The 20,259-nt window shown below is 61.2% G+C and carries 19 protein-coding genes; 9 read left to right on the top strand and 10 right to left on the bottom strand.

Annotated elements, in window-relative coordinates:
* Positions 1-258: 258 nt before the first annotated feature.
* The 6 genes from ACP0KA_RS11845 to ACP0KA_RS11820 all read left to right on the top strand — a co-directional run bounded on the left by ACP0KA_RS11845 (position 259) and on the right by ACP0KA_RS11820 (position 6,559).
* Entirely contained in the window at positions 259-1,251 is a 993-nt protein-coding gene (locus ACP0KA_RS11845) for a helix-turn-helix domain-containing protein (protein ID WP_424628982.1), read from the top strand.
* Between the two features lie 46 nt (positions 1,252-1,297).
* Positions 1,298-1,780: a 23S rRNA (pseudouridine(1915)-N(3))-methyltransferase RlmH gene (gene rlmH, locus ACP0KA_RS11840; protein ID WP_424631567.1), complete on the top strand. Its 483-nt coding sequence runs from the start codon at positions 1,298-1,300 to the stop codon at positions 1,778-1,780.
* Between the two features lie 72 nt (positions 1,781-1,852).
* Entirely contained in the window at positions 1,853-3,199 is a 1,347-nt protein-coding gene (locus ACP0KA_RS11835) for a murein hydrolase activator EnvC family protein (protein WP_424631566.1), read from the top strand.
* Positions 3,196-4,539 (top strand): S41 family peptidase, encoded by a 1,344-nt coding sequence (locus ACP0KA_RS11830; RefSeq protein ID WP_424628981.1) that lies wholly within the window; start codon positions 3,196-3,198, stop codon positions 4,537-4,539. Before ACP0KA_RS11835 ends, ACP0KA_RS11830 begins: the two co-directional genes overlap by 4 nt.
* Before the next feature lie 159 nt (positions 4,540-4,698).
* Complete coding sequence (locus ACP0KA_RS11825) at positions 4,699-5,898, top strand: divergent polysaccharide deacetylase family protein (protein WP_424628980.1); 1,200 nt, start codon at positions 4,699-4,701, stop codon at positions 5,896-5,898.
* Between the two features lie 160 nt (positions 5,899-6,058).
* The gene (locus tag ACP0KA_RS11820) at positions 6,059-6,559 is read left to right on the top strand and encodes an RNA pyrophosphohydrolase (protein ID WP_424628979.1); all 501 of its coding nucleotides are present in this window, start codon (positions 6,059-6,061) and stop codon (positions 6,557-6,559) included.
* 60 nt (positions 6,560-6,619) lie between these two features.
* On the opposite strand, the gene ACP0KA_RS11815 is transcribed toward ACP0KA_RS11820, so the two are convergent.
* The 6 genes from ACP0KA_RS11815 to ACP0KA_RS11790 all read right to left on the bottom strand — a co-directional run bounded on the left by ACP0KA_RS11815 (position 6,620) and on the right by ACP0KA_RS11790 (position 12,025).
* Entirely contained in the window at positions 6,620-7,030 is a 411-nt protein-coding gene (locus tag ACP0KA_RS11815; RefSeq protein ID WP_424628978.1) for a F0F1 ATP synthase subunit epsilon, read from the bottom strand.
* A 5-nt stretch (positions 7,031-7,035) separates the two neighbouring features.
* On the bottom strand, positions 7,036-8,466 hold the full coding sequence (atpD, locus tag ACP0KA_RS11810; protein ID WP_424628977.1) for a F0F1 ATP synthase subunit beta: 1,431 nt from the start codon (positions 8,464-8,466) through the stop codon (positions 7,036-7,038).
* A gap of 27 nt (positions 8,467-8,493) precedes the next feature.
* Positions 8,494-8,898, bottom strand: a complete 405-nt coding sequence (locus ACP0KA_RS11805; protein WP_424628976.1) for an organic hydroperoxide resistance protein — start codon at positions 8,896-8,898, stop codon at positions 8,494-8,496.
* Positions 8,899-8,909: 11 nt separating this feature from the next.
* Positions 8,910-9,788: a F0F1 ATP synthase subunit gamma gene (locus ACP0KA_RS11800; RefSeq protein ID WP_424628975.1), complete on the bottom strand. Its 879-nt coding sequence runs from the start codon at positions 9,786-9,788 to the stop codon at positions 8,910-8,912.
* A gap of 144 nt (positions 9,789-9,932) precedes the next feature.
* Positions 9,933-11,465, bottom strand: a complete 1,533-nt coding sequence (atpA, locus tag ACP0KA_RS11795; protein ID WP_424628974.1) for a F0F1 ATP synthase subunit alpha — start codon at positions 11,463-11,465, stop codon at positions 9,933-9,935.
* The gene (locus tag ACP0KA_RS11790; RefSeq protein WP_424628973.1) at positions 11,465-12,025 is read right to left on the bottom strand and encodes a F0F1 ATP synthase subunit delta; all 561 of its coding nucleotides are present in this window, start codon (positions 12,023-12,025) and stop codon (positions 11,465-11,467) included. Before ACP0KA_RS11790 ends, atpA begins: the two co-directional genes overlap by 1 nt.
* A gap of 713 nt (positions 12,026-12,738) precedes the next feature.
* Between ACP0KA_RS11790 and ACP0KA_RS11785 the strand changes: the two genes are divergently transcribed.
* Positions 12,739-13,176 carry a septal ring lytic transglycosylase RlpA family protein gene (locus tag ACP0KA_RS11785; protein ID WP_424628972.1) on the top strand — a complete coding sequence of 146 codons (438 nt, stop codon included), beginning with the start codon at positions 12,739-12,741 and terminating at the stop codon, positions 13,174-13,176.
* A gap of 191 nt (positions 13,177-13,367) precedes the next feature.
* Here ACP0KA_RS11785 and ACP0KA_RS11780 read toward each other — a convergent pair whose 3' ends face one another.
* Complete coding sequence (locus tag ACP0KA_RS11780) at positions 13,368-15,542, bottom strand: primosomal protein N' (protein ID WP_424628971.1); 2,175 nt, start codon at positions 15,540-15,542, stop codon at positions 13,368-13,370.
* A gap of 81 nt (positions 15,543-15,623) precedes the next feature.
* Between ACP0KA_RS11780 and ACP0KA_RS11775 the strand changes: the two genes are divergently transcribed.
* Entirely contained in the window at positions 15,624-16,607 is a 984-nt protein-coding gene (locus tag ACP0KA_RS11775; protein WP_424628970.1) for a tyrosine recombinase XerC, read from the top strand.
* Between the two features lie 97 nt (positions 16,608-16,704).
* Positions 16,705-17,295: a DUF4337 domain-containing protein gene (locus ACP0KA_RS11770; RefSeq protein ID WP_424628969.1), complete on the top strand. Its 591-nt coding sequence runs from the start codon at positions 16,705-16,707 to the stop codon at positions 17,293-17,295.
* A 6-nt stretch (positions 17,296-17,301) separates the two neighbouring features.
* Here ACP0KA_RS11770 and ACP0KA_RS11765 read toward each other — a convergent pair whose 3' ends face one another.
* Genes ACP0KA_RS11765 through ACP0KA_RS11755 form a run of 3 tightly spaced genes read right to left on the bottom strand, consistent with a single transcriptional unit; the run spans position 17,302 to position 20,061 of the window.
* Positions 17,302-17,829: a hypothetical protein gene (locus ACP0KA_RS11765; protein ID WP_424628968.1), complete on the bottom strand. Its 528-nt coding sequence runs from the start codon at positions 17,827-17,829 to the stop codon at positions 17,302-17,304.
* Positions 17,830-17,874: 45 nt separating this feature from the next.
* Positions 17,875-19,278 carry a dihydrolipoyl dehydrogenase gene (gene lpdA / locus ACP0KA_RS11760; protein ID WP_424628967.1) on the bottom strand — a complete coding sequence of 468 codons (1,404 nt, stop codon included), beginning with the start codon at positions 19,276-19,278 and terminating at the stop codon, positions 17,875-17,877.
* A gap of 36 nt (positions 19,279-19,314) precedes the next feature.
* The gene (locus tag ACP0KA_RS11755; RefSeq protein WP_424631565.1) at positions 19,315-20,061 is read right to left on the bottom strand and encodes an SDR family oxidoreductase; all 747 of its coding nucleotides are present in this window, start codon (positions 20,059-20,061) and stop codon (positions 19,315-19,317) included.
* Positions 20,062-20,259 lie beyond the last annotated feature (198 nt).

Genomic DNA, 20,259 nt, shown 5'->3' with positions numbered 1-20,259 from the left:
GGCACAAAAATTGGCGCGCCAAATTCCCCGCACCTTGTTGCTCCGCGCGATACGGGCCAGCCCTCGTCGCGTGAAAGTTCGACCCACACAGTTGACGGGCCGCGTTGCTTAAAGGCCGCGCAATTCGCGAAAAATCCGATCGCAGCCATCGGAAAGCCGGCAATCAAGCTTCGATGAAGTTGCGGCGTTGCTGAACCCTCCTGAATGGCACCGCCACCAATCCCATGGTAATAAAACGCCTCTGGCGCGGGGGCGTGAATGGTGAATGACGACTTCATAACGATGCACCTGACGAGTGCAGCGTTCTCAGGCCGTGACCGTGTGGAGGCGTTCCGGGAAACCTACGGACGCCAGGTTATGCAGCTCGAGATAGATCCACATCCCGACCATCCTTTTGAACTGGATTTCACGGTACGCGGGCTGTCGGGCTTCGGCCTTGCATCCGGCATCATTTCGCCGACACGCAACACCCACAGCGCCGAAATGATCGATAACGACGATGTCGTTCTCGTCTTCACGTCACAGGGCTGCGGCACGCTTCAGCAAATCGGACGGGAAGTCACGATCCGGGACGGCGAAGCGACACTGATATCGAATGGCTCGGCGGGGGTTTTCTATGGCAATGTGCCATCCCGCCTGCTGAACTTCCGGCTTGACCGATCACTGCTGTCGTCACTCACACCGGATGTCGATGCAGCCCTTGTTCGCGCCGTTGCACGCGACAATCCCGCCTTGCAGATGCTGATCAGGTACGCCGGGATCATGGAGGACATGGACGCGCTGGCAACACCGGCGTTGCGCCGCGCCGTGGTGCTGCACATGCACGATCTCGCCAGCCTGGCGCTCGGCGCAACGTCTGACGGTGCGCAGATCGCTGGACAGCGTGGCGTGCGCATGGCGCGGCTGCGTGCCATCAAGGATGACATCGCGGCTGACCTTTTTCGGCAAAACCTGTCTGCCGAGATGCTGGCACAGCGCCACGGCATCTCTGCCCGCTATGTCAACATGCTGTTCGAAGCCGAAGGTTTGTCGGTGTCCGAATTCATTCTGACGCAGCGCCTGATGCAGGCTCATCGGATGTTGTCCGATCCGCGTCTGGCGAAGCGCGCGATCAGCGCCATCGCCTATGATGTCGGCTTCCGCGACCTGTCCTACTTCAACCGCACGTTCCGACGCCGTTACGGCGCAAAACCCTCCGATGTACGCGCGAATGCACTCGGCTCTCCATCGGCTGAGACGGATTTACCGTAAACAACAAACACATGTCCGGCTGCCGTGGCGCATGTTAAAGACTCTCATGCACGTCATCGTCATTGGCATCGGCCGCCTCAAGCAAGGTCCCGAACGGGAGCTCGCTGAACGCTATCGCGAACGTTTTGACGACATCAGCCGCAAGCTCGGATTTCGCGGCCTCCAGATTCACGAGATTCCGGAAAGCCGGGCACGCGATGCGGCGGCACGAATCGCCGAAGAAGCTCTGGCAATCACGGCGCTGATTCCTGACAAATCGTCCATCATTGCCCTCGATGAGCGCGGGGAGACTATCGACAGCGCCACTTTCGCACGACATCTTGGCCGTTGGCGCGACGAATCAGTTCCAAATGCTGTTTTTTTGATCGGCGGCGCGGACGGACTTTCGCCTGAATTGAGGCGCAAAGCAAAGTTCAGCGTCGCATTCGGCAAAGCGACCTGGCCGCATCAGATGGTGCGTGTCATGTTACTGGAACAGATTTATCGGGCCGCGACCATTTTGTCCGGCCACCCTTATCACCGCGCTTGAGTCGGCAGACATATTGAACCGCACGTGACCCACGCGATAAGCACCGCAAACCCGCTGACGATGCGCAGGTTGATGCAGGGCGCAGCATTGCCCCTGGCTTTGTCATGCGTGCAAGCGGCTCATGTTGACGTGATCGGTCTCTTGATTTCAACGGCCGCTGCCCAGACTGCCAAGAGCCAAACCAACAAGACCCAGATCGCAGCACCGGACCCCGAGGCGATCAAGCAACGAACGCAAGAGCTCGAAGCCGCGCGCGAACAGCAGAGACAAGCAGCTGAGCAGGAGCAGAAGCTCAAGGCTGACATCGCCGCCATTGGCCAAGACCGTGCCAAACTGAACCAGCAATTGATCGATGTTGCAGGGCGCGTCCGCGATGTCGAAAGCCAGATGGCCGACACCGAAGGCCGGCTCCGGCCATTGGATGCGCGAGAGCTCCAGATACGTGCCTCGCTCGAATCGCGCCGCGACGAGATCGCCGAGGTGCTTGCCGCCCTCCAGCGAGCCGGACGCCGGGCGCCGCCCGCGCTCATCGTCAGGCCGGAGGATGCCCTGCAGTCGCTGCGAACCGCGATGCTGCTCGGCGCCGTGGTGCCAGAGATGCGCGCCCGCGCCACAAAGCTCGCAAGCGACCTGGGTGAACTCGTTTCGCTACGAAAGAATATTTCCGAGGAGCGCGACAGGCTGGCCGCCGATCGCGACAAGCTCAATTCCGACCGCACGCGGCTGGCCGCTCTGGTCCAGGAACGCCAGAAAAGCCAGGCCGACGCTGAAAGGGATATGGAGGCCGAGCGGCAACGCGCAGCCAACCTGTCACGGCAGGCCGACAGCCTTCAGGACCTGATCGCGAAGATGGAGCAGGACGTGAAGGCGGCCGCGAAGGCTGCGGCCGCTGCGGAGTTGAAGGGAACCCCGGTGGCATTGAACGGCAAGCCGGACCTCGGCGCCCTCAAGGATCCGGGCCGCCTCAGCCCGGCCATCGCTTTCGCGTCCGCCAAGGGTTTATTGCCGATGCCGGTTAACGGCACCAAGATCCGGAATTTCGGCGGTTCCGATGGCGTTGGCGGCCAGGAAAAGGGTATTTCCGTAGCCACGCGACCGGGGGCTCAGGTCACAACCCCGTGTGATGGCTGGGTTGTGTATGCGGGACCCTTCCGAAGCTATGGACAACTCTTGATCCTCAATGCGGGCGGCGGATATCATGTACTGATCGCCGGGATGGAACGTATTTCGGTCAACATCGGCCAGTTTGTTCTGACGGGAGAGCCGGTTGCGACCATGGGAAGCACGTCTCAGGTCGCTTCAATTCTAGCGGCGGCACCCAGCCAGCCAGTCCTCTATGTCGAGTTCCGGAAAGACGGCACTCCAATTGATTCGGGCCCATGGTGGGCCGCAAAACAAGGCGAAAAGGTTCGCGGATGATGCGTAAGACTTCCCTTATCCTCCTCAGCGCCGCTGCAGGCGCGGCAGCAACGCTCTTCCTGACGCAGCCGCGCGCGGCTTTGGTCGGATCGACAGCGCGCGCCGCATCGTCGGACACGTATCGCCAACTCAATCTGTTCGGCGACGTGTTTGAGCGCGTCCGCAGCGACTACGTCGAGAAGCCGGATGACAGCAAACTGGTCGAAACCGCCATCAGCGGCATGCTGAGTGGTCTTGACCCACACTCCAGCTACATGGATGCCAAGAGCTTCCGTGACATGCAGGTGCAGACGCGCGGTGAATTCGGTGGACTCGGCATCGAAGTCACGATGGAAGACGGCCTGATCAAGGTCGTTTCGCCGATCGACGATACGCCCGCGTCGAAGGCCGGCATCATGGCCAACGACATCATCACCAACCTCGACGACGAGGCGGTTCAAGGTCTGACCCTGAACCAGGCCGTCGAGAAGATGCGCGGCCCGATCAACACCAAGATCAGGCTGAAGATCGTCCGCAAGGGACAGGACAAGCCGATCGAGGTCACCCTGACCCGCGATAACATCCGCGTCCGCTCCGTGCGCGCCCGCGTCGAGAGCGACGACATCGCCTATATCCGCATCACGACCTTCAACGAGCAGACCACTGAGGGCCTGAAGCGCGAGATGGCCAACCTGACCCAGCAGATCGGTCCGGACAAGATCAAGGGCTACATCCTTGACCTGCGCAACAACCCGGGCGGGCTGCTTGAGGAAGCCGTATCGGTCTCCGACTCATTCCTCGATCGCGGTGAGATCGTCTCGACCCGCGGCCGCAATGCCGAGGAAACGCAGCGCCGGACCGCCAAGCCTGGCGACCTCGCCAAGGGCAAGCCGGTGATCGTTCTGATCAATGGCGGCTCCGCATCGGCTTCGGAAATCGTCGCGGGCGCCTTGCAGGATCACAAGCGCGCAACGCTGCTCGGCACCCGTTCGTTCGGCAAGGGATCGGTGCAAACCATCATCCCGCTTGGCTCGGGCAATGGTGCGCTTCGGCTGACCACTGCGCGCTACTTCACGCCGTCGGGCAAGTCGATCCAGGCCAAGGGCATCATCCCGGACATCGAAGTTCTGCAGGACGTGCCTGATGAGTTGAAGTCGAAGACCGACACCAAGGGCGAAGCGTCATTGCGCGGCCATCTCAAGGCTGAAGGCCAGGAAGAGACCGGTTCGCAGTCCTACGTGCCGCCGGATGCCAAGGACGACAAGGCTCTGAAGATGGCTGATGATCTGCTTCACGGCATCAAACAGACCACCTCGGCACCGACGCCTACCGACAAGGCGAGCAACAAGGCTGCCAACTGACAGGCTCTTAGAACAAAACATTAAATCCGGTTTGGGCGGCCTTCGGGCCGCCCTTTTCGTTGGTATCCGCCTCCGCAAACTATCTTGGTTTCACGCCGCAGCGTGCGGCCCGCTCGCCGTGGTCGTGCTAGGATTCGACCGATTGATTCGCGAGGTTGATTGGCAGTGACCACCGACGATCTGAGCGCCCCACTCGGGCAGGATCGGCCGCGCAGACGGCGATTCCAGCTTCCCTTCACCGCACCGCAGGCACTGACCGCTCTGTTCGGTCTTTTTCTTGCGACCTTTCTCGGGTTCGCGATTTTCAACAACAACCCCTTGGGCGGTGAGCCGATCGCCACGGTCACCTACAAAGCGCCGTCGTCGGGCGACAAATCTGCTCCACCATCCACCATGGCCCCGCAGGCCCAAGCGCCGGCCGGCGAAGCTCAAAACGCCGCAGGGAAGCAAACAGTCACGATCATCGATGGCTCGAGCGGCAGCCGTCAGGACGTTGTGATCGGAGGCGGTTCCGACGGCGCGGCCAAAAGCGATGACTCGTCAGCACCGGCGGCCGACATCAATCCGAAGCTGCTCGAAGCATCGCGCTTTGGCATGATTCCGACTGTCGCGGGCAGCCTGAAACCGTTCCGCGCCTATGCCGCCGGCAGCGACGCCGAACGCGCGCGCGCCGCGAAGACGCCAAGCATCGCCATTGTCATCACAGGGCTCGGCGTCGGCGCCGCCAAGACGACCGAAGCCATTCTCAAACTTCCCGGCGCAGTAACCCTAGCTTTCACGCCGTATGGTGCCGATCCCGCCAAGCTCGTGACGCGAGCCCGCGCGCAAAAGCACGAGGTGCTGCTTCAGGTGCCGATGGAACCGTTCGATTATCCTGACAACGATCCCGGCCCGCAGACTCTTCTGACGTCGCTCGGTCCCGAACAGAACCTCGACCGCCTTGCGTGGCATATGAGTCGGTTCCAAGGTTATGTCGGCATCGCGAATTTCATGGGATCGCGCCTCTTGGCGAGCGATGCCGTCATGAAGCCCATCATTCAGGACGCCGGTAAACGCGGGCTGGCCTATCTCGACGATGGCTCGGTCTCGCGAAGCGTTGCTGGCGTTCTCGCCGACAGCATCAGCATGCCGTACGCCAAGGCCGACGTGACCATCGATACGCTGCCCACGCCCCTCGATATCGACCGATCTCTCGCTAAACTCGAGACATTGGCACGGGAGCGCGGCTCCGCCATCGGCGTTGCGTCCGCATTGCCGGTGTCGATCGAACGGATCGGGAACTGGGCCAAGCAGCTCGAGGCGCGCGGGATCATGCTTGTGCCGTTGACAACGGTGATGCTGAAACCAAAATCAAGCTAGTGTCGTGACTCCGAAGTTCGCCTCAGACTGCAGCGCAGATCGTAGCGAACTTCCGAACCACACACCAAGCCAGGACCGGCCTCCGGTTCGATCATGCAGCATGGAGCACACGGGCGCAGGAGCGCTCGCCGAAACGGCTCACGACCAGGGATTTTAAAGGATGGCGCGTTACGACGATCTGCCCTATCGGACCTGTGTCGGGATGATGCTGATCAATACGGAAGGGCTGGTGTTTATCGGGCGCCGCGCCGGTGGCCCGGAGCACGTCGACCAAACCCATGTCTGGCAGATGCCGCAGGGCGGCGTCGATGCCGGCGAGGACACCTGGGCCGCTGCCAAACGCGAGCTTTACGAAGAAACCAATGCCCGGTCGGTCGAGAAGCTCGCCGAGGTCGCCGACTGGTTGACCTATGACATCCCGCGCACGGTGGCTGGCCGCGCCTGGAAGGGCCGCTTTCGAGGTCAGAAGCAGAAATGGTACGCCATTCGCTTCACCGGCAAGGACCACGAGATCAACATCGTCTCTCCTGCCGGACACAAACCGGAGTTCGTCGACTGGCGCTGGGAGCCCATGAAGAATCTTCCTGAGCTGATCGTGCCGTTCAAGCGGCCGGTCTACGAGCGCGTGGTCAAGGAATTCGCCAAGTTCGCCGCCAAATAGGCTGCACAACAAAAAAGCCCCGCAGATGCGGGGCTTTTTCGATTCATATGGAAGCGCAGATCAATGCATCGCCGTCGAGGTGATGTAGGTCTGAATCGCCTTGAAGTGATCGAGCCGGGTGATTGCGCGGTCAAGCGCATTGCCGGGCTCTTCTTCCTTCAGGCCTTCTTCCATCTCCGCGATTTGAGCAGCGAACGCGACCTTGTCGAGTTCGGCCAGAGATGTCGCGGTGTCAGCGAGCACCGTGAGGCCCTTTTCAGAGATTTCCGCAAGGCCGCCAAGCACGATGATCTTCTCGTGCTTGCCGCCGACGGTGACGGTCATGACGCCCGGACGGACGCTCGCCACCAATGGCGAATGACCAGCCATCACGCCGAAATCCCCGTCCACGCCGGGAATATCGACCTGCTCGACTTCACCCGAGAAGGCGATCTTTTCCGGGGAAACAAGATCGAAGTGAAATGTGGCCATCGTGATTACGCCGCTTCTGCTGCGAGCTTCTTGCCCTTCTCGACAGCCTCTTCAATGGTGCCGACCATGTAGAAGGCAGCCTCCGGCAGGTGATCGTACTTGCCTTCGCAAAGGCCCTTGAAGCCCTTGATGGTGTCGGCGAGGTCGACGAACTTGCCCGGCGAACCGGTGAAGATTTCAGCGACGTGGAACGGCTGCGACAGGAAGCGCTCGATCTTGCGGGCGCGGGCCACCGTCAGCTTGTCCTCTTCGGACAGTTCGTCCATGCCGAGAATGGCGATGATGTCCTGCAACGACTTGTAGCGCTGCAGCACCTGCTGAACCATACGCGCGGTCTGGTAGTGCTCTTCGCCGACGATCAGCGGCGACAGCATGCGCGACGTCGAGTCGAGCGGATCCACCGCCGGGTAGATGCCCTTTTCGGAAATCGCGCGGTTCAACACGGTCGTCGCGTCCAAGTGGGCGAACGAGGTTGCAGGCGCCGGGTCGGTCAAGTCGTCGGCCGGCACGTAGATCGCCTGCACCGAGGTGATCGAACCCTTGTTGGTGGTGGTGATGCGCTCCTGCAAAGCGCCCATGTCGGTCGCCAGCGTCGGCTGATAACCCACCGCCGAAGGAATACGGCCGAGCAGCGCCGACACTTCCGAGCCCGCCTGCGTGAAGCGGAAGATGTTGTCGACGAAGAACAGCACGTCCTGGCCCTGATCGCGGAAGTGTTCAGCGACCGTCAGACCGGTGAGGCCGACGCGGGCGCGAGCGCCCGGAGGCTCGTTCATCTGGCCGTACACGAGAGCGCACTTGGAGCCCTCGCCGCCGCCCTTCTTGTTCACGCCGGATTCGATGAACTCGTGATAGAGGTCGTTGCCTTCACGGGTGCGTTCACCCACGCCGGCGAACACCGAATAACCACCGTGCGCCTTCGCAACGTTGTTGATCAGCTCCTGAATGAGCACGGTCTTGCCGACGCCGGCGCCGCCGAACAGGCCGATCTTACCGCCCTTGGCGTAAGGCGCGAGCAGGTCGACGACCTTGATGCCCGTGACGAGAATTTCCGCTTCGGTCGACTGATCGGTGTAGAGCGGCGCTTCCTGGTGGATCGCGCGAGTGCTGTCAGCCTTGACCGGGCCCTGTTCGTCCACCGGCTCACCGATGACGTTCATGATGCGGCCGAGCGTACCGTCACCCACTGGCACCTTGATCGGTGAACCGGTGTCAGTGACTTCCTGACCGCGCACCAGACCTTCGGTGGTGTCCATCGCGATCGCGCGCACGGTGGATTCACCGAGATGCTGCGCAACCTCGAGCACAAGGCGGTTGCCCTGGTTCTTGGTTTCGATGGCGTTGAGAATTGCAGGAAGGTAGCCGTCGAACTTCACGTCGACGACGGCGCCGATGACCTGGGTGATGCGTCCAATCTGGTTGGCGGGGGAAGCCATGGATAGTCTCTCCTGAAGTCTGAAACTTTAAACGGCGGTCAATTTGACGGGCACGTTGCCCTTGGTCGCCTTCGAATACGGGCAAATGGTGTGAGCGTCTTCGATCAGCGCCTGCAGCTTGTCCTTGTCTGCACCTGGAAGCGCGACCTTCATTTCTGCTGCGAGGGAAAACGCACCGTCATTGACGTTGAGCGTGACTTCGCAGGTCACCTTGGCGGCCTGGCCGTCCAGTCCGTGCTTCTTGGCCAACACCAGGATGGCCTGGCCGAAGCAGGATGACCAACCGAGCGCGAACAACTGCTCCGGGTTGTGCCCCTCGCCGTTGCCGCCGAGATCTTTCGGCAGAGCCATGGCGAGCGCGAGACCGCCATTCTCGAGAACCGCACGTCCGTTGCGTCCGCCTGACGTGGTAGCCTTCGTGACATAAGCCATCGTGACTCTCCTCAGATTGCCTCTGCACCGGAGATGATTTCGATGAGTTCTTTCGTAATCATCGCCTGACGGGTGCGGTTGTAGATCAGCGTCTGCTTGCGGATCATGTCGCCCGCGTTGCGGGTCGCGTTATCCATGGCGGTCATCTGCGCACCATAGAACGAGGCGTTGTTCTCGAGCAGAGCGCGGAAAATCTGCACTGCGAGGTTCCGCGGCAGCAGGTCAGCGAGGATTTCCTCCTCGGCCGGCTCGTAGTCGTAGACCGCGTTCGAGGCGTTCTTGCCCTCGTCTTTCTCCTCCAGCACGAGCGGAATGATCTGCTGTGCGGTCGGCAGTTGTGCGATCACCGACTTGAAACGGGAGTAGAACAGCGAGCAGACATCGAAATCGCCCGCTTCGAACATCGCGATAATCTTCTTCGCGATCTCGTCCGCGTTCTTGTAGCCGAGCACCTTCACGGAGCGCAGCTCCGTGTGCCCGACGATCTGCTTGTCGAACTGGCGGCGCAGCTGCTCATAGCCCTTGCGTCCGACACAGAAGAACTTGACCTCTTTGCCCTGGTTCATCAGCGCCAGTGCACGTTCACGCGCCAGACGCACGATCGAGGAGTTGAACGCACCGGACAAGCCGCGCTCGCCCGTGCAAACCAGCAGCAGATGCACCTTGTCGCTGCCGGTACCGGCGAGCAATACGGGCGCGGAACCACCCTTGGCCGCGCCGGCAATATTGGAAATCACCGCATCCATACGCTCAGCGTAAGGACGCGCGGCTTCGGCAGCGGTCTGGGCGCGGCGCAACTTCGACGCTGCCACCATCTGCATGGCCTTGGTGATCTTCTGCGTCGCCTTGGTGGAGGCGATGCGGACGCGCATGTCCTTGAGAGACGCCATTCTTTATCTCACCCTGACGATCCAACGCTTAGCTGGATCGCAAATCCCTCTGTCGTCATGCCCGGCCGCACGCCGGGCATCCCGTCTCAAATGTTTTTACGCACGAGGCGTGAATGGCCGAAGCGAACTTCGGCCATTTAAAAATCAAGCGAACGTCTTGGCGTAAGCTTCGACTGCGCTCTTGAGCTTGCCGGCCACGTCATCCGACAGATCGCGCGAGTCGCGGATCGCATTGAGGATGTCGACGTGCTTGCCGCGCATCAGCGACAGCAGGCCGTCCTCGAAGGCGCGGACTTTGCTGACCGGAATGCCGTCGAGATAGCCGTTGGTGCCGGCCCAGATCACGACGACCTGCTCTTCCATCTTCAGCGGCGAGAACTGCGGCTGCTTCAGGAGTTCGGTGAGGCGCGAGCCGCGTGCCAGCAGGCGCTGGGTCGACGCGTCGAGATCCGAGCCGAACTGCGCGAACGCCGCCATTTCACGGTACTGCGCGAGCTCGCCCTTGATCTTGCCGGCGACCTTCTTCATCGCCTTGGTCTGTGCCGACGATCCGACGCGCGACACCGACAGGCCGACGTTCACGGCAGGACGGATGCCTTGGAAGAACAGATCGGTTTCCAGGAAGATCTGGCCGTCGGTGATCGAGATCACGTTGGTCGGGATGTAGGCCGACACGTCGTTGGCCTGGGTTTCGATCACCGGCAGCGCGGTCAGCGAACCATTGCCATGCTCGTCATTGAGCTTAGCGGCGCGCTCCAGAAGGCGGGAGTGCAGGTAGAACACGTCGCCAGGATAAGCTTCGCGGCCCGGCGGACGGCGCAGCAACAGCGACATCTGACGGTAGGCGACGGCCTGCTTGGACAAGTCGTCGTAAATGATCACGGCATGCATGCCGTTGTCGCGGAAGTACTCGCCCATGGTGCAGCCGGTGAACGGCGCGAGGTACTGCATCGGCGCAGGATCCGAGGCGGTCGCTGCGACGACGATGGAGTATTCCAGCGCGCCCTGCTCTTCGAGCACCTTCACGAACTGGGCAACGGTCGAACGCTTCTGGCCGATCGCGACGTACACGCAGTAGAGCTTCTGGCTCTCCGGCGCGCCGGCGACGTTCAGCGGCTTCTGGTTCAGAATGGTGTCGAGCGCGATCGCGGTCTTGCCGGTCTGACGGTCGCCGATGATCAGCTCGCGCTGGCCACGGCCAACCGGGATCAGGGCGTCGATGGCCTTGAGGCCGCTCGCCATCGGCTCATGCACCGACTTGCGTGGGATAATGCCTGGCGCCTTGACGTCGACGCGCTTGCGTTCGGTCGACTGGATCGGCCCCTTGCCGTCGATCGGATTGCCGAGCGCGTCAACGACGCGGCCGAGCAGGCCCTTGCCGACAGGCGTGTCGACGATGGCGCGGGTGCGCTTGACGGTCTGACCTTCCTTGATCTCGCGGTCGGCACCGAAAATAACGACGCCGACGTTGTCACCTTCAAGGTTCAACGCCATGCCGCGCGTACCGTTTTCGAACTCGACCATTTCGCCCGCCTGGACGTTGTCGAGACCGTAGACGCGGGCAATGCCGTCGCCAACCGAGAGAACCTGACCGACCTCGGAGACTTCAGCTTCCTGGCCGAAATTCTTGATCTGGTCCTTGAGGATTGCGGAAATTTCCGCGGCGCGGATGTCCATCAGCCTGCCTCTTTCATCGCGTGCTTGATCGAATTGAGTTTGGTGCGAAGCGAGCTGTCCACCATGCGGCTGCCGAGCTTGACGACAAGCCCGCCGATGATTGACGGATCGATCTTCACGTTGAGATCGACGTCCTTGCCCGACACTGACTTCAGTGCGGCCTTGAGGGCGTCGAGATTCTTGTCGCTGAGCGGCTCGGCGACAGTAACTTCAGCGGTGGCCTCGCCCTTGAACTTGGCGACCAGCGCACGGAAGGCCCTGATGACATCGGCGACGGCAAAAAGCCGGCGATTGGCGGTCAGGACCTTGAGGAAATTCGCGGCAATGCCGCTGATGCCGGCTTTGTCGAGCACGGCGGAAAGCGCCTTGATTTGCGCATCGGCTGTAAAAACGGGGCTACGAACAAGCCTCACGAGATCCGGGCTGTCCGCCAGCATGGCGTCAAACTTGTCGAGGTCTGCCTTAACGGCATCGACGGATTTCGCGTCGCGGGCCAGTTCAAACAGCGCCGTCGCATAGCGACCGGACACGCCTGATACGGATGGATCTTCAGCTGCCACAAAAAAGCTCTCTAGCTGATGAATGCCCAAGGAAACGACCATCGCCAGCGTACGGTGCCGGGAAGGCACCAAGCGATTCAAGTCCTTGGAATTCAAGCGGGACTTCGATTTTTGGCCGGAGCGACCTACCCAGCAGCCCAAAATCGCGGTTTTGCTAACATAGGGCGCGCGCAGGTGCAACATGACGGCGTTTACAGACGCGTTTTTCACGACGCCGGTTTGTCGCAGCGGCCGGCCCATCGCCACGACCACCTAGCCGCCAACCTCCCCACCCACTTTGATCTGGGTCAATGGCCTCCGGACCTAGGAATCGAATCATGGCCGGCCGCCTTCACAGACCAAGCGGCCAAGCAGCCTCAGCGTCACGCCTTGGCGTTGCAGAAACTCAACGGAACGTCCCTCTCACGGCACGCAAGCATTCCGCAAACGCATATCTCGCGCGGTTACGGTTTCTTTACGTTTACTTGAGGTTGTCAATAATTCGACGAACTATACAGTATAGGTAAGTAATACTGATGTATTCACTGTCGACAAATACAGATTATGGAAAACATAGAAGTTAACGCTGCATTTTAAACATAATTGTACCGTTCGATGGAACGAATTTGATTGCCGTGCTTATGCCTCATTATTGAATGATCCACCGCAAGTCGTAACAACTGGCTCGATATAGCCAGGCGATGGATTGCAATACCAATTAGGGGATTAGCTATATGATTAACGCTCTCAAGGGCGTGCCATTTCGAGGCGCGACAATTCGGAATGCCTCGATGGTTGTGCTGGCTGCCGGCACTGTGGCTCTTACTGCGTCAGCGAGTGAGGCCCGCCCTCGTAGAGATTGGCGCGATGCCAATGCCTCAATCAGCTCCGGCCACTCATTTTCAGGAATGGCCTCCTATTACGGCAATGAATCCGGCAGCAAGACTGCCTCGGGCCAACGGTTCAATCAGAACGCCATGACTGCCGCACATCGGAGCCTGCCGTTCGGCACCCGTCTGCGCGTGACCCACAACGGACATAGCGTCGTTGTCACCGTCAATGACCGCGGTCCTTTCGTTCGTGGCCGCGTTCTCGATCTTTCGAAGGGCGCCGCCCGCGCAATCGGCCTGACCGGCCGTGGTGTCGGCCGCGTCGTCGCGGAAGTCCAATAAGCGCACCGCATAGCTGCCAGAAGCCGCCCAAGCGGCGTCTGGAAAACGCGATGGTCGCGCTTATCTGACAGGTTAGTAGCGTAAAGCGTACGTAGCGTATGAGTTAAGTTGGCGTATGAGTTAAGTTGCGTTGAAAAGGCCGGCACCGGTTGTGCCGGCCTTTTTCATTGCGCTTGTCGGAACGCCGGCGCCTACAGAAAGCTTTGCGGATCGATATCGATCTCAAGCTTCAAATTGCCCGTCGGCTTCGGCGCACCGGCGATCCAGTGGCGGACATAGTCTGAGAGGTCCACGTTGCGTGCAGACTTCACCAGCAGGCGGAACCGATATCGCCCCTTGATCACCGCGAGCGGTGCCTCCGCTGGGCCAAGCACCTGCACCCGCTCATCGAGCGGCGCCAGAGCTGCCAGCTTTCGCGCAAAACCTTCCGCCGTTGGTCGGTCACCCGCCGAAATAATGAAGCTCGCGAGCCTTCCAAACGGCGGATAGAGCGCGCGCTCACGCGATTCAATTTCGCTGGCATAAAATGCCTCGCGATCTGAGGCGACCAGGGCCTTCATCACCGGATGCTCCGGCTGATGCGTCTGCAGATAGCCGACGCCGCGCCCCTGCTCGCGGCCGGCGCGCCCGATCACCTGATTGAGCAATTGGAACGTACGCTCCGCGGCGCGCGGATCGCCGTTGCCAAGCCCGAGATCGGCATCAACGACGCCGACGAGATTAAGCCGAGGGAAATTATGCCCCTTCGCCACGAGTTGCGTGCCGATGATGATATCGACGCGGCCTTCTGCGATCTCATTCAGTTCCGCGCGCATGGTCTCGACCGACGTGATCAGGTCGCTCGACAGCACCATGGTGCGTGCATCGGGAAACAGCGCCGCGGCTTCTTCCTGCAATCGCTCCACGCCCGGACCAATGGCCGCGAGCGATTCCTCCGCACTGCATTGCGGGCATTGATGCGGGCGCGGCATCGAGAAACCGCAGTGATGGCAAACGAGGCGCTGGCGAAAGCGATGGTCCACCAGCCACGCGTCGCAGATCGTGCAAGCGAACCGATGTCCGCAGGCACGGCACAGCGTCAGCGGTGCATAGCCGCGACGGTTGAGAAAGAGCAGCGCCTGTTCCTTGCGCTCGACCGCGGTTTTGATTTCTTCCGCCAACCGCGGCGAGATGAATTTCCCGCGCTGAGGTCCTTCGCGCTTGAGATCGATCGCCTCGATATGGGGCATGTGCTGACCGCCGAAGCGCGACGGCAGCGCGACCCGGCGATAACGGCCCTTGCGCGCATTGACTTCGCTTTCCACCGACGGCGTCGCAGAACACAGCACGACGGGAATTTTCGCGATGTGCCCGCGCACCACCGCCATGTCACGCGCGTGATAATGCGCGCCTTCGTCCTGCTTGTAGGCCTGATCGTGCTCTTCATCGACAATGATGAGACCGAGATTGGCGTAAGGCAAAAAAAGCGCCGAGCGCGCGCCGACCACGACCTGTGCTTCGCCGGACGCAACGGCCGCCCAGTTGCGCGCCCGCGTCCGCGGCGTCAGTTCCGAATGCCATTCGATCGGCCGCACGCCGAAGCGTGAGGCGAATCGATCGAGAAACTGACCGGTGAGTGCGATCTCCGGCATCAGGATCATCGCCTGCTTGCCACGACGGATGATTTCGGCCACCGCCTCGAAATAGACCTCGGTCTTGCCGGATCCCGTGACGCCGTCCAGCAGCGCCACGTTGAACTCGTCCTTCGAGGCGAGCTCTCGCAAAATATCCGCCGCAGCACGCTGGTCAGTCGACAGATCCGGCTCCGCGAAGGATGGATCAGGCGTAGGCGCGGCCAGTTCGCGCGGCATCGGCTCGATGGTCAGCGTGCCTTCATCGACAAGTCCATCGACGACCCCGGCGCTGACGCCCGCTTCCTTCGCGGCCTCGGTCTTTGCGTGCAGCAGGCCATCGGAGAGAAGATCGATCAGCCGGCGCCGTGCGGGCGTCAGGCGTTGCGGCGGCGCGCCCACGAGCCGCACACCCATCCGGACCCGCTCAGGCCCAAGATGCTCGCCCATCCGCAATGTCATCCGCAGCACCATTCCACGCGCCGACAGCGTGTAATTGGCGACCCAGTCGACGAAGCTTCGCAGTTCCGGCTTTAGCGCAGGGACATCGAGCTTATCGCCGGTTTCCTTCAGGCGATTGTGCAGGCGGGGGTCGGGATTGCCGTTCTCGGCCCAGACCACCGCCGTGACCTCGCGCGGGCCCAGCGGCACGCTGACAACGTCGCCCGGGTTGAGATCGGTACCGTCCGGAACACGATAGGAATAGGCCTGGTTAAGGGCGACCGGCACGAGAACGTCGACAACTCGTCTTGCCATGCCAGCGAAAGGTCCGAAGGAGGTGAGATGTTAAGGAAAGGGAGCAATAAAGTGGCTCCTATCTAGCATTGGACATAAGACATGGCCAAAGCCGCCGACGCAACCGGCCCGGATGCGACCACAGCGCAGCTGACCTGCGCCACGCCCGATCTTCTTACGGAGATGACGAACTGGCTGTCGCATCTGCGGGCGGAGCGACGCCTGTCACCCAAAACCCTGGAGGCCTATGCGCGCGACCTGCGTCAGTGCCTGGTCTTTCTCAGCGAGCATTGGGGCGGCGCCGTGACGCTGAAGCAATTTGCCACCATCGAGGCGACGGATGTGCGGGCCTTCATGTCGTCCCGCCGCGCAGATGACATCGGCGGTCGTTCGCTGATGCGGGCGCTTGCCGGGTTGCGGTCGTTCGGAAAATTTCTCGAGCGCGAAGGCAAGGGCAAGGTCGGTGCCCTGTCCGCGATCCGTGCCCCTAAAATCGGCAAGAGCCTGCCGAAACCGATCCAGATGGAGTCGGCGCGGCAGATGGCCGATGCGGATATCCGCGCCGGCGAAAACCGCGAGCCGTGGATCTGGGCGCGGGACGCGGCCGTCATGGCACTGCTTTACGGCTCCGGCCTGCGCATCTCCGAAGCACTCGGCCTTAAGCGTCGCGATGTGCCGCTGCCCGGCAAGGGCGACGTCATTGTGGTCACCGGCAAGGGCAACAAGACGCGGATGGTGCCGGTCCTGCTGACCGTCCTTCAGTTGGTGCAGGATTATCTGGCGATGTGCCCTCACACCATCGCGCCGAGCGAACCGATTTTTGTCGGCGCACGCGGTGGCCCGCTCAGTCCACGCATCATTCAGTTGACGATGGAGCGGTTGCGCGGCGCACTTGGCTTGCCCGACAGCGCAACCCCTCACGCGCTGCGCCATTCTTTCGCGACCCATCTGCTGTCGCGCGGCGGCGACCTTCGCGCCATCCAGGAGCTGCTCGGCCACTCGTCCCTGTCGACCACACAGATCTATACAGGGGTCGACGCTGATCGCTTGCTTGACGTCTACAAGACGGCTCACCCGCGCGCGTGACAGAATTTTGTCGTGCAATGTCACATAGCTGCCCCTTGCGCAGGGCATGCAGTTCGGTCAATCGTGACCACCAATTCGATGGGGAGAACTGCCTGCCATGAGCGCACACGAGAGCATGGAGCATGCGGAGCACGCCGAACACGCATCCGGCTCCAACAAGAAGATCGCACTGCTGATCGCGGTCATGGCCCTGTTCCTCGCGTTTTCTGAAACGCTCGGCAAGGGGGCGCAGACGGAATCCATCAGCAAGAACGTCGAGGCGTCCAATCTCTGGGCCTTCTTCCAGGCCAAGAGCATTCGCCGCACGGTGGTTCAGGCGACCTCCGAACACGCCAAGCTGAGCCTCGGGCTCGCCGGCGATGAGGCGCAGAAAGCAGCACTCGCGAAGCAGATCGACGATTGGCAGAAAACCGCGGCGCGGTATCGCTCCGAGCCCGAAACCGGCGAAGGCTCCGAACAACTGGCCGCACGCGCCAAGCACGCCGAGCACGAACGCGATCTCGCCATGGCGCGATACCATCACTACGAGCTTGCATCTGCCGCCTTCCAGATCGGCATCGTGCTAGCGTCAGCAACGATCATCACCGGAATGATCGCACTCGCGTGGATTGCTGGTCTGCTGACGGTCGCGGGACTGGCGTTTACGGCGATCGGGCTGTTCGCACCCCACGCCGTTCACATCATGTAGCTGAACTCAGGACGACGATCGCGACGCCTGCATGCGGCGGCGCAGGCGTTGAACGAAGCCAAGCGACGCTCGCCGTCGCAAACGCGCCACCCACCGCCGAACGGCATCCTTGAATGGCGCGACCAGGGCGGTCGCGCGGGCGCGCAGATCCAGGACGAACTCATAGAGCCTGCGGAACCAGTCCATCTGCAACAGCTTGTCCCGCGTCACATCAAAGATGAACGCGATAACGCCAACACCCAGAATCTTCTGGAACACCAGCAGGACCGTCGCGCTGACAAAATACTTGTGCGCCAGCAGCCACGCCTCAAGAAGGTTCAGTGGAAACAACGCAACCAGCGGCACGGCAAACACGATCAGCGTCGCCCCGGGCGAAAGATGATCGATCTGTGCCGCCAGCCACCGCTTAAAGGCGGGAAGCGGAATCAGCGCGACGATGCGCGCAATGATCGGCTCGACGCGATCCCACAGCCACGCCTCGAGCAGGAAGATCAGCGCAAGCAAAATCCACAGCGGACGAAGCAGCCGACGCATTGCGCACTCTCATCATCCTCGCGACCGGCGTTCCGCCGGATCACGTTACATATGGATGGCGCGTTTTCCGACCGCAAGCGCGGCTTCCTTGACGGCTTCGGACCGGGTCGGATGGGCATGGCAGGTGCGTGCCAGATCCTCAGCCGAACCACCGAATTCCATCAGAACAGCGCATTCGTGGATCATTTCGCCGGCTTCTGCGCCCAGAATGTGTGCACCGAGCACGCGGTCGGTTTTCGCATCCGCAAGGATCTTCACGAAACCATCGGTGGTCTGATTGACCTTGGTGCGCGCATTGGCCGTGAACGGAAACTTGCCGACCGTATAGGCGACGCCGGCCTGCTTCAATTCTTCCTCGGTCTTTCCGACCGAAGCAACCTCCGGCGAGGTGTACACCACGCTCGGGATCACATCGTAATTGGTGTGCCCGGCCTGGCCGGCGAGAATTTCGGCAATCGCGATGCCTTCGTCTTCGGCCTTGTGCGCCAGCATCGGCCCGGCAATCGCATCTCCGATGGCATAAATGCCTTTCACGCTGGTCGCGAAGTGCCCATCGGTCTGGACGCGGCCGCGTTGATCGAGCTCGACGCCTGCTTCCTTCAGACCGAGGCCCTCGGTGTAAGGCACGCGTCCGATCGCGACCAACACCACGTCCGCCTCAATGGTTTCGGCCTTGCCGCCGGCAGCGGCTTCGACCTGCGCCTTGAGTCGCTTGCCGGAGCTGTCGACGCCGGTCACCTTGGTGCCGAGCTTGAAGGTCATGCCCTGCTTCTCGAGGATGCGCTGGAAGGACTTCGCCACTTCGCCGTCCATGCCGGGAAGGATGCGGTCGAGGAATTCGACAACGACCACTTCCGTCCCAAGCCGTCGCCATACCGAGCCGAGTTCGAGGCCGATGACGCCCGCGCCGATGACCAGCATCTTCTCCGGCACCTTGTCGAGCACCAACGCACCGGTCGACGACACGATACGCTTTTCGTCGATCTCGATGCCCTTCAGCTTGGCGACATCGGAGCCCGTGGCGATGACGATATTCTTGGTTTCCAGGATTTCGGTCTTGCCGTCAGCGCCCTTCACTTCAACCTTGCCGGCAGAAACGATGCGGCCCGTGCCCTGATAGGGATCGATCTTGTTCTTCTTGAACAGGAAGCCGACACCCTTGACGTTGCCATCGACGCCATCGGTCTTGAACTTCATCATCGTCGCGAGATCGAGCTTTGGCTTGCCAACCTCAATGCCCATCTTCGGGAGCATATGAGTGACTTCCTCATACCGCTCCGATGCCTGCAGCAGCGCCTTTGAGGGAATACACCCGACATTGAGACACGTGCCTCCGAAGGTCGGCCATTTCTCGACAACCGCGACCTTCATGCCGAGCTGTGCTGCGCGAATCGCGCAGACATAACCACCAGGTCCTGTGCCGATAATGACGAGATCATAAGAGGCCATTGTAACTATCCTGCATTCAGAGAGACGTGACGGAAATTACCGTCCGCCGGAGACATCGAAAATTGTACCGGTGACATATGACGCTTCGTCGGACATCAGCCAGACGACGGCATTGGCGACTTCGTCCGCGGTCCCGACACGTTTCATCGGTATGGTATGAGCGAGTTTCTGCGCACGGCCGGGCTCACCACCGCTTGCATGAATATCGGTGTCGATCAGACCAGGACGGATCGCGTTGACGCGGATACCCTCATCGCTCACCTCGCGGGCGAGACCGACGGTGAACGTGTCGATGGCGCCCTTGGAGGCTGCGTAATCGACGTAAAGGCCCGGCGAGCCGAGCGTTGCGGCAACCGACGACAGATTGACGATCACGCCCCCTGGACCGCCGTGCTTGGTCGACATGCGCTTCACCGCTTCCCGCGCGCACAGGATGCTGCCGACGATATTGATGTTCATCATCCGCACAAGGCGTTCCGCGGACATCTCATCCACGCGCGTTGTCTTGTCGACGACGCCCGCATTGTTGACCAGGGCGCCGAGCTTGCCGAAACCATCCGCCGCCTTGAACAGATTGACGATGTCGGCCTCGATGCCGACATCGCATTTGACCGCGATGGCTTTGCCGTTGCTGGCTTCGATCTGAGAGACGACTTCGCGCGCCGCAGCCTCGTTGCTGGCATAGCCGACAACGACCTTGTAGCCGAGCTTGGCGGCACCAATGGCAGCAGCGCGGCCAATGCCGCGGCTGCCTCCCGTAACAACTGCAACCTGTCCCGTCAAAATTGCCCCCAACAATTCATTCCGTTCCGTGAGATCATGATGTCGTCGGACTTGTGACAGTCCAAGTGGCTGTAAAATCAGGATTCTCGACCGTCTCTCCAGTCGATCGCAGTTTGTATTCTCCAGGGCTCGCCGGCTGAAATGCGCGCAAGTCCGGCGGCAACGTCATGGTCTGCCCCGCCAATCTACCCTCACACA

The organism is Bradyrhizobium sp. SYSU BS000235 (genome assembly GCF_049747295.1).
In the GTDB taxonomy this organism is placed as follows: Bacteria; Pseudomonadota; Alphaproteobacteria; order Rhizobiales; family Xanthobacteraceae; genus Afipia.
This window is presented reverse-complemented; position numbering and strand designations above follow the sequence as displayed.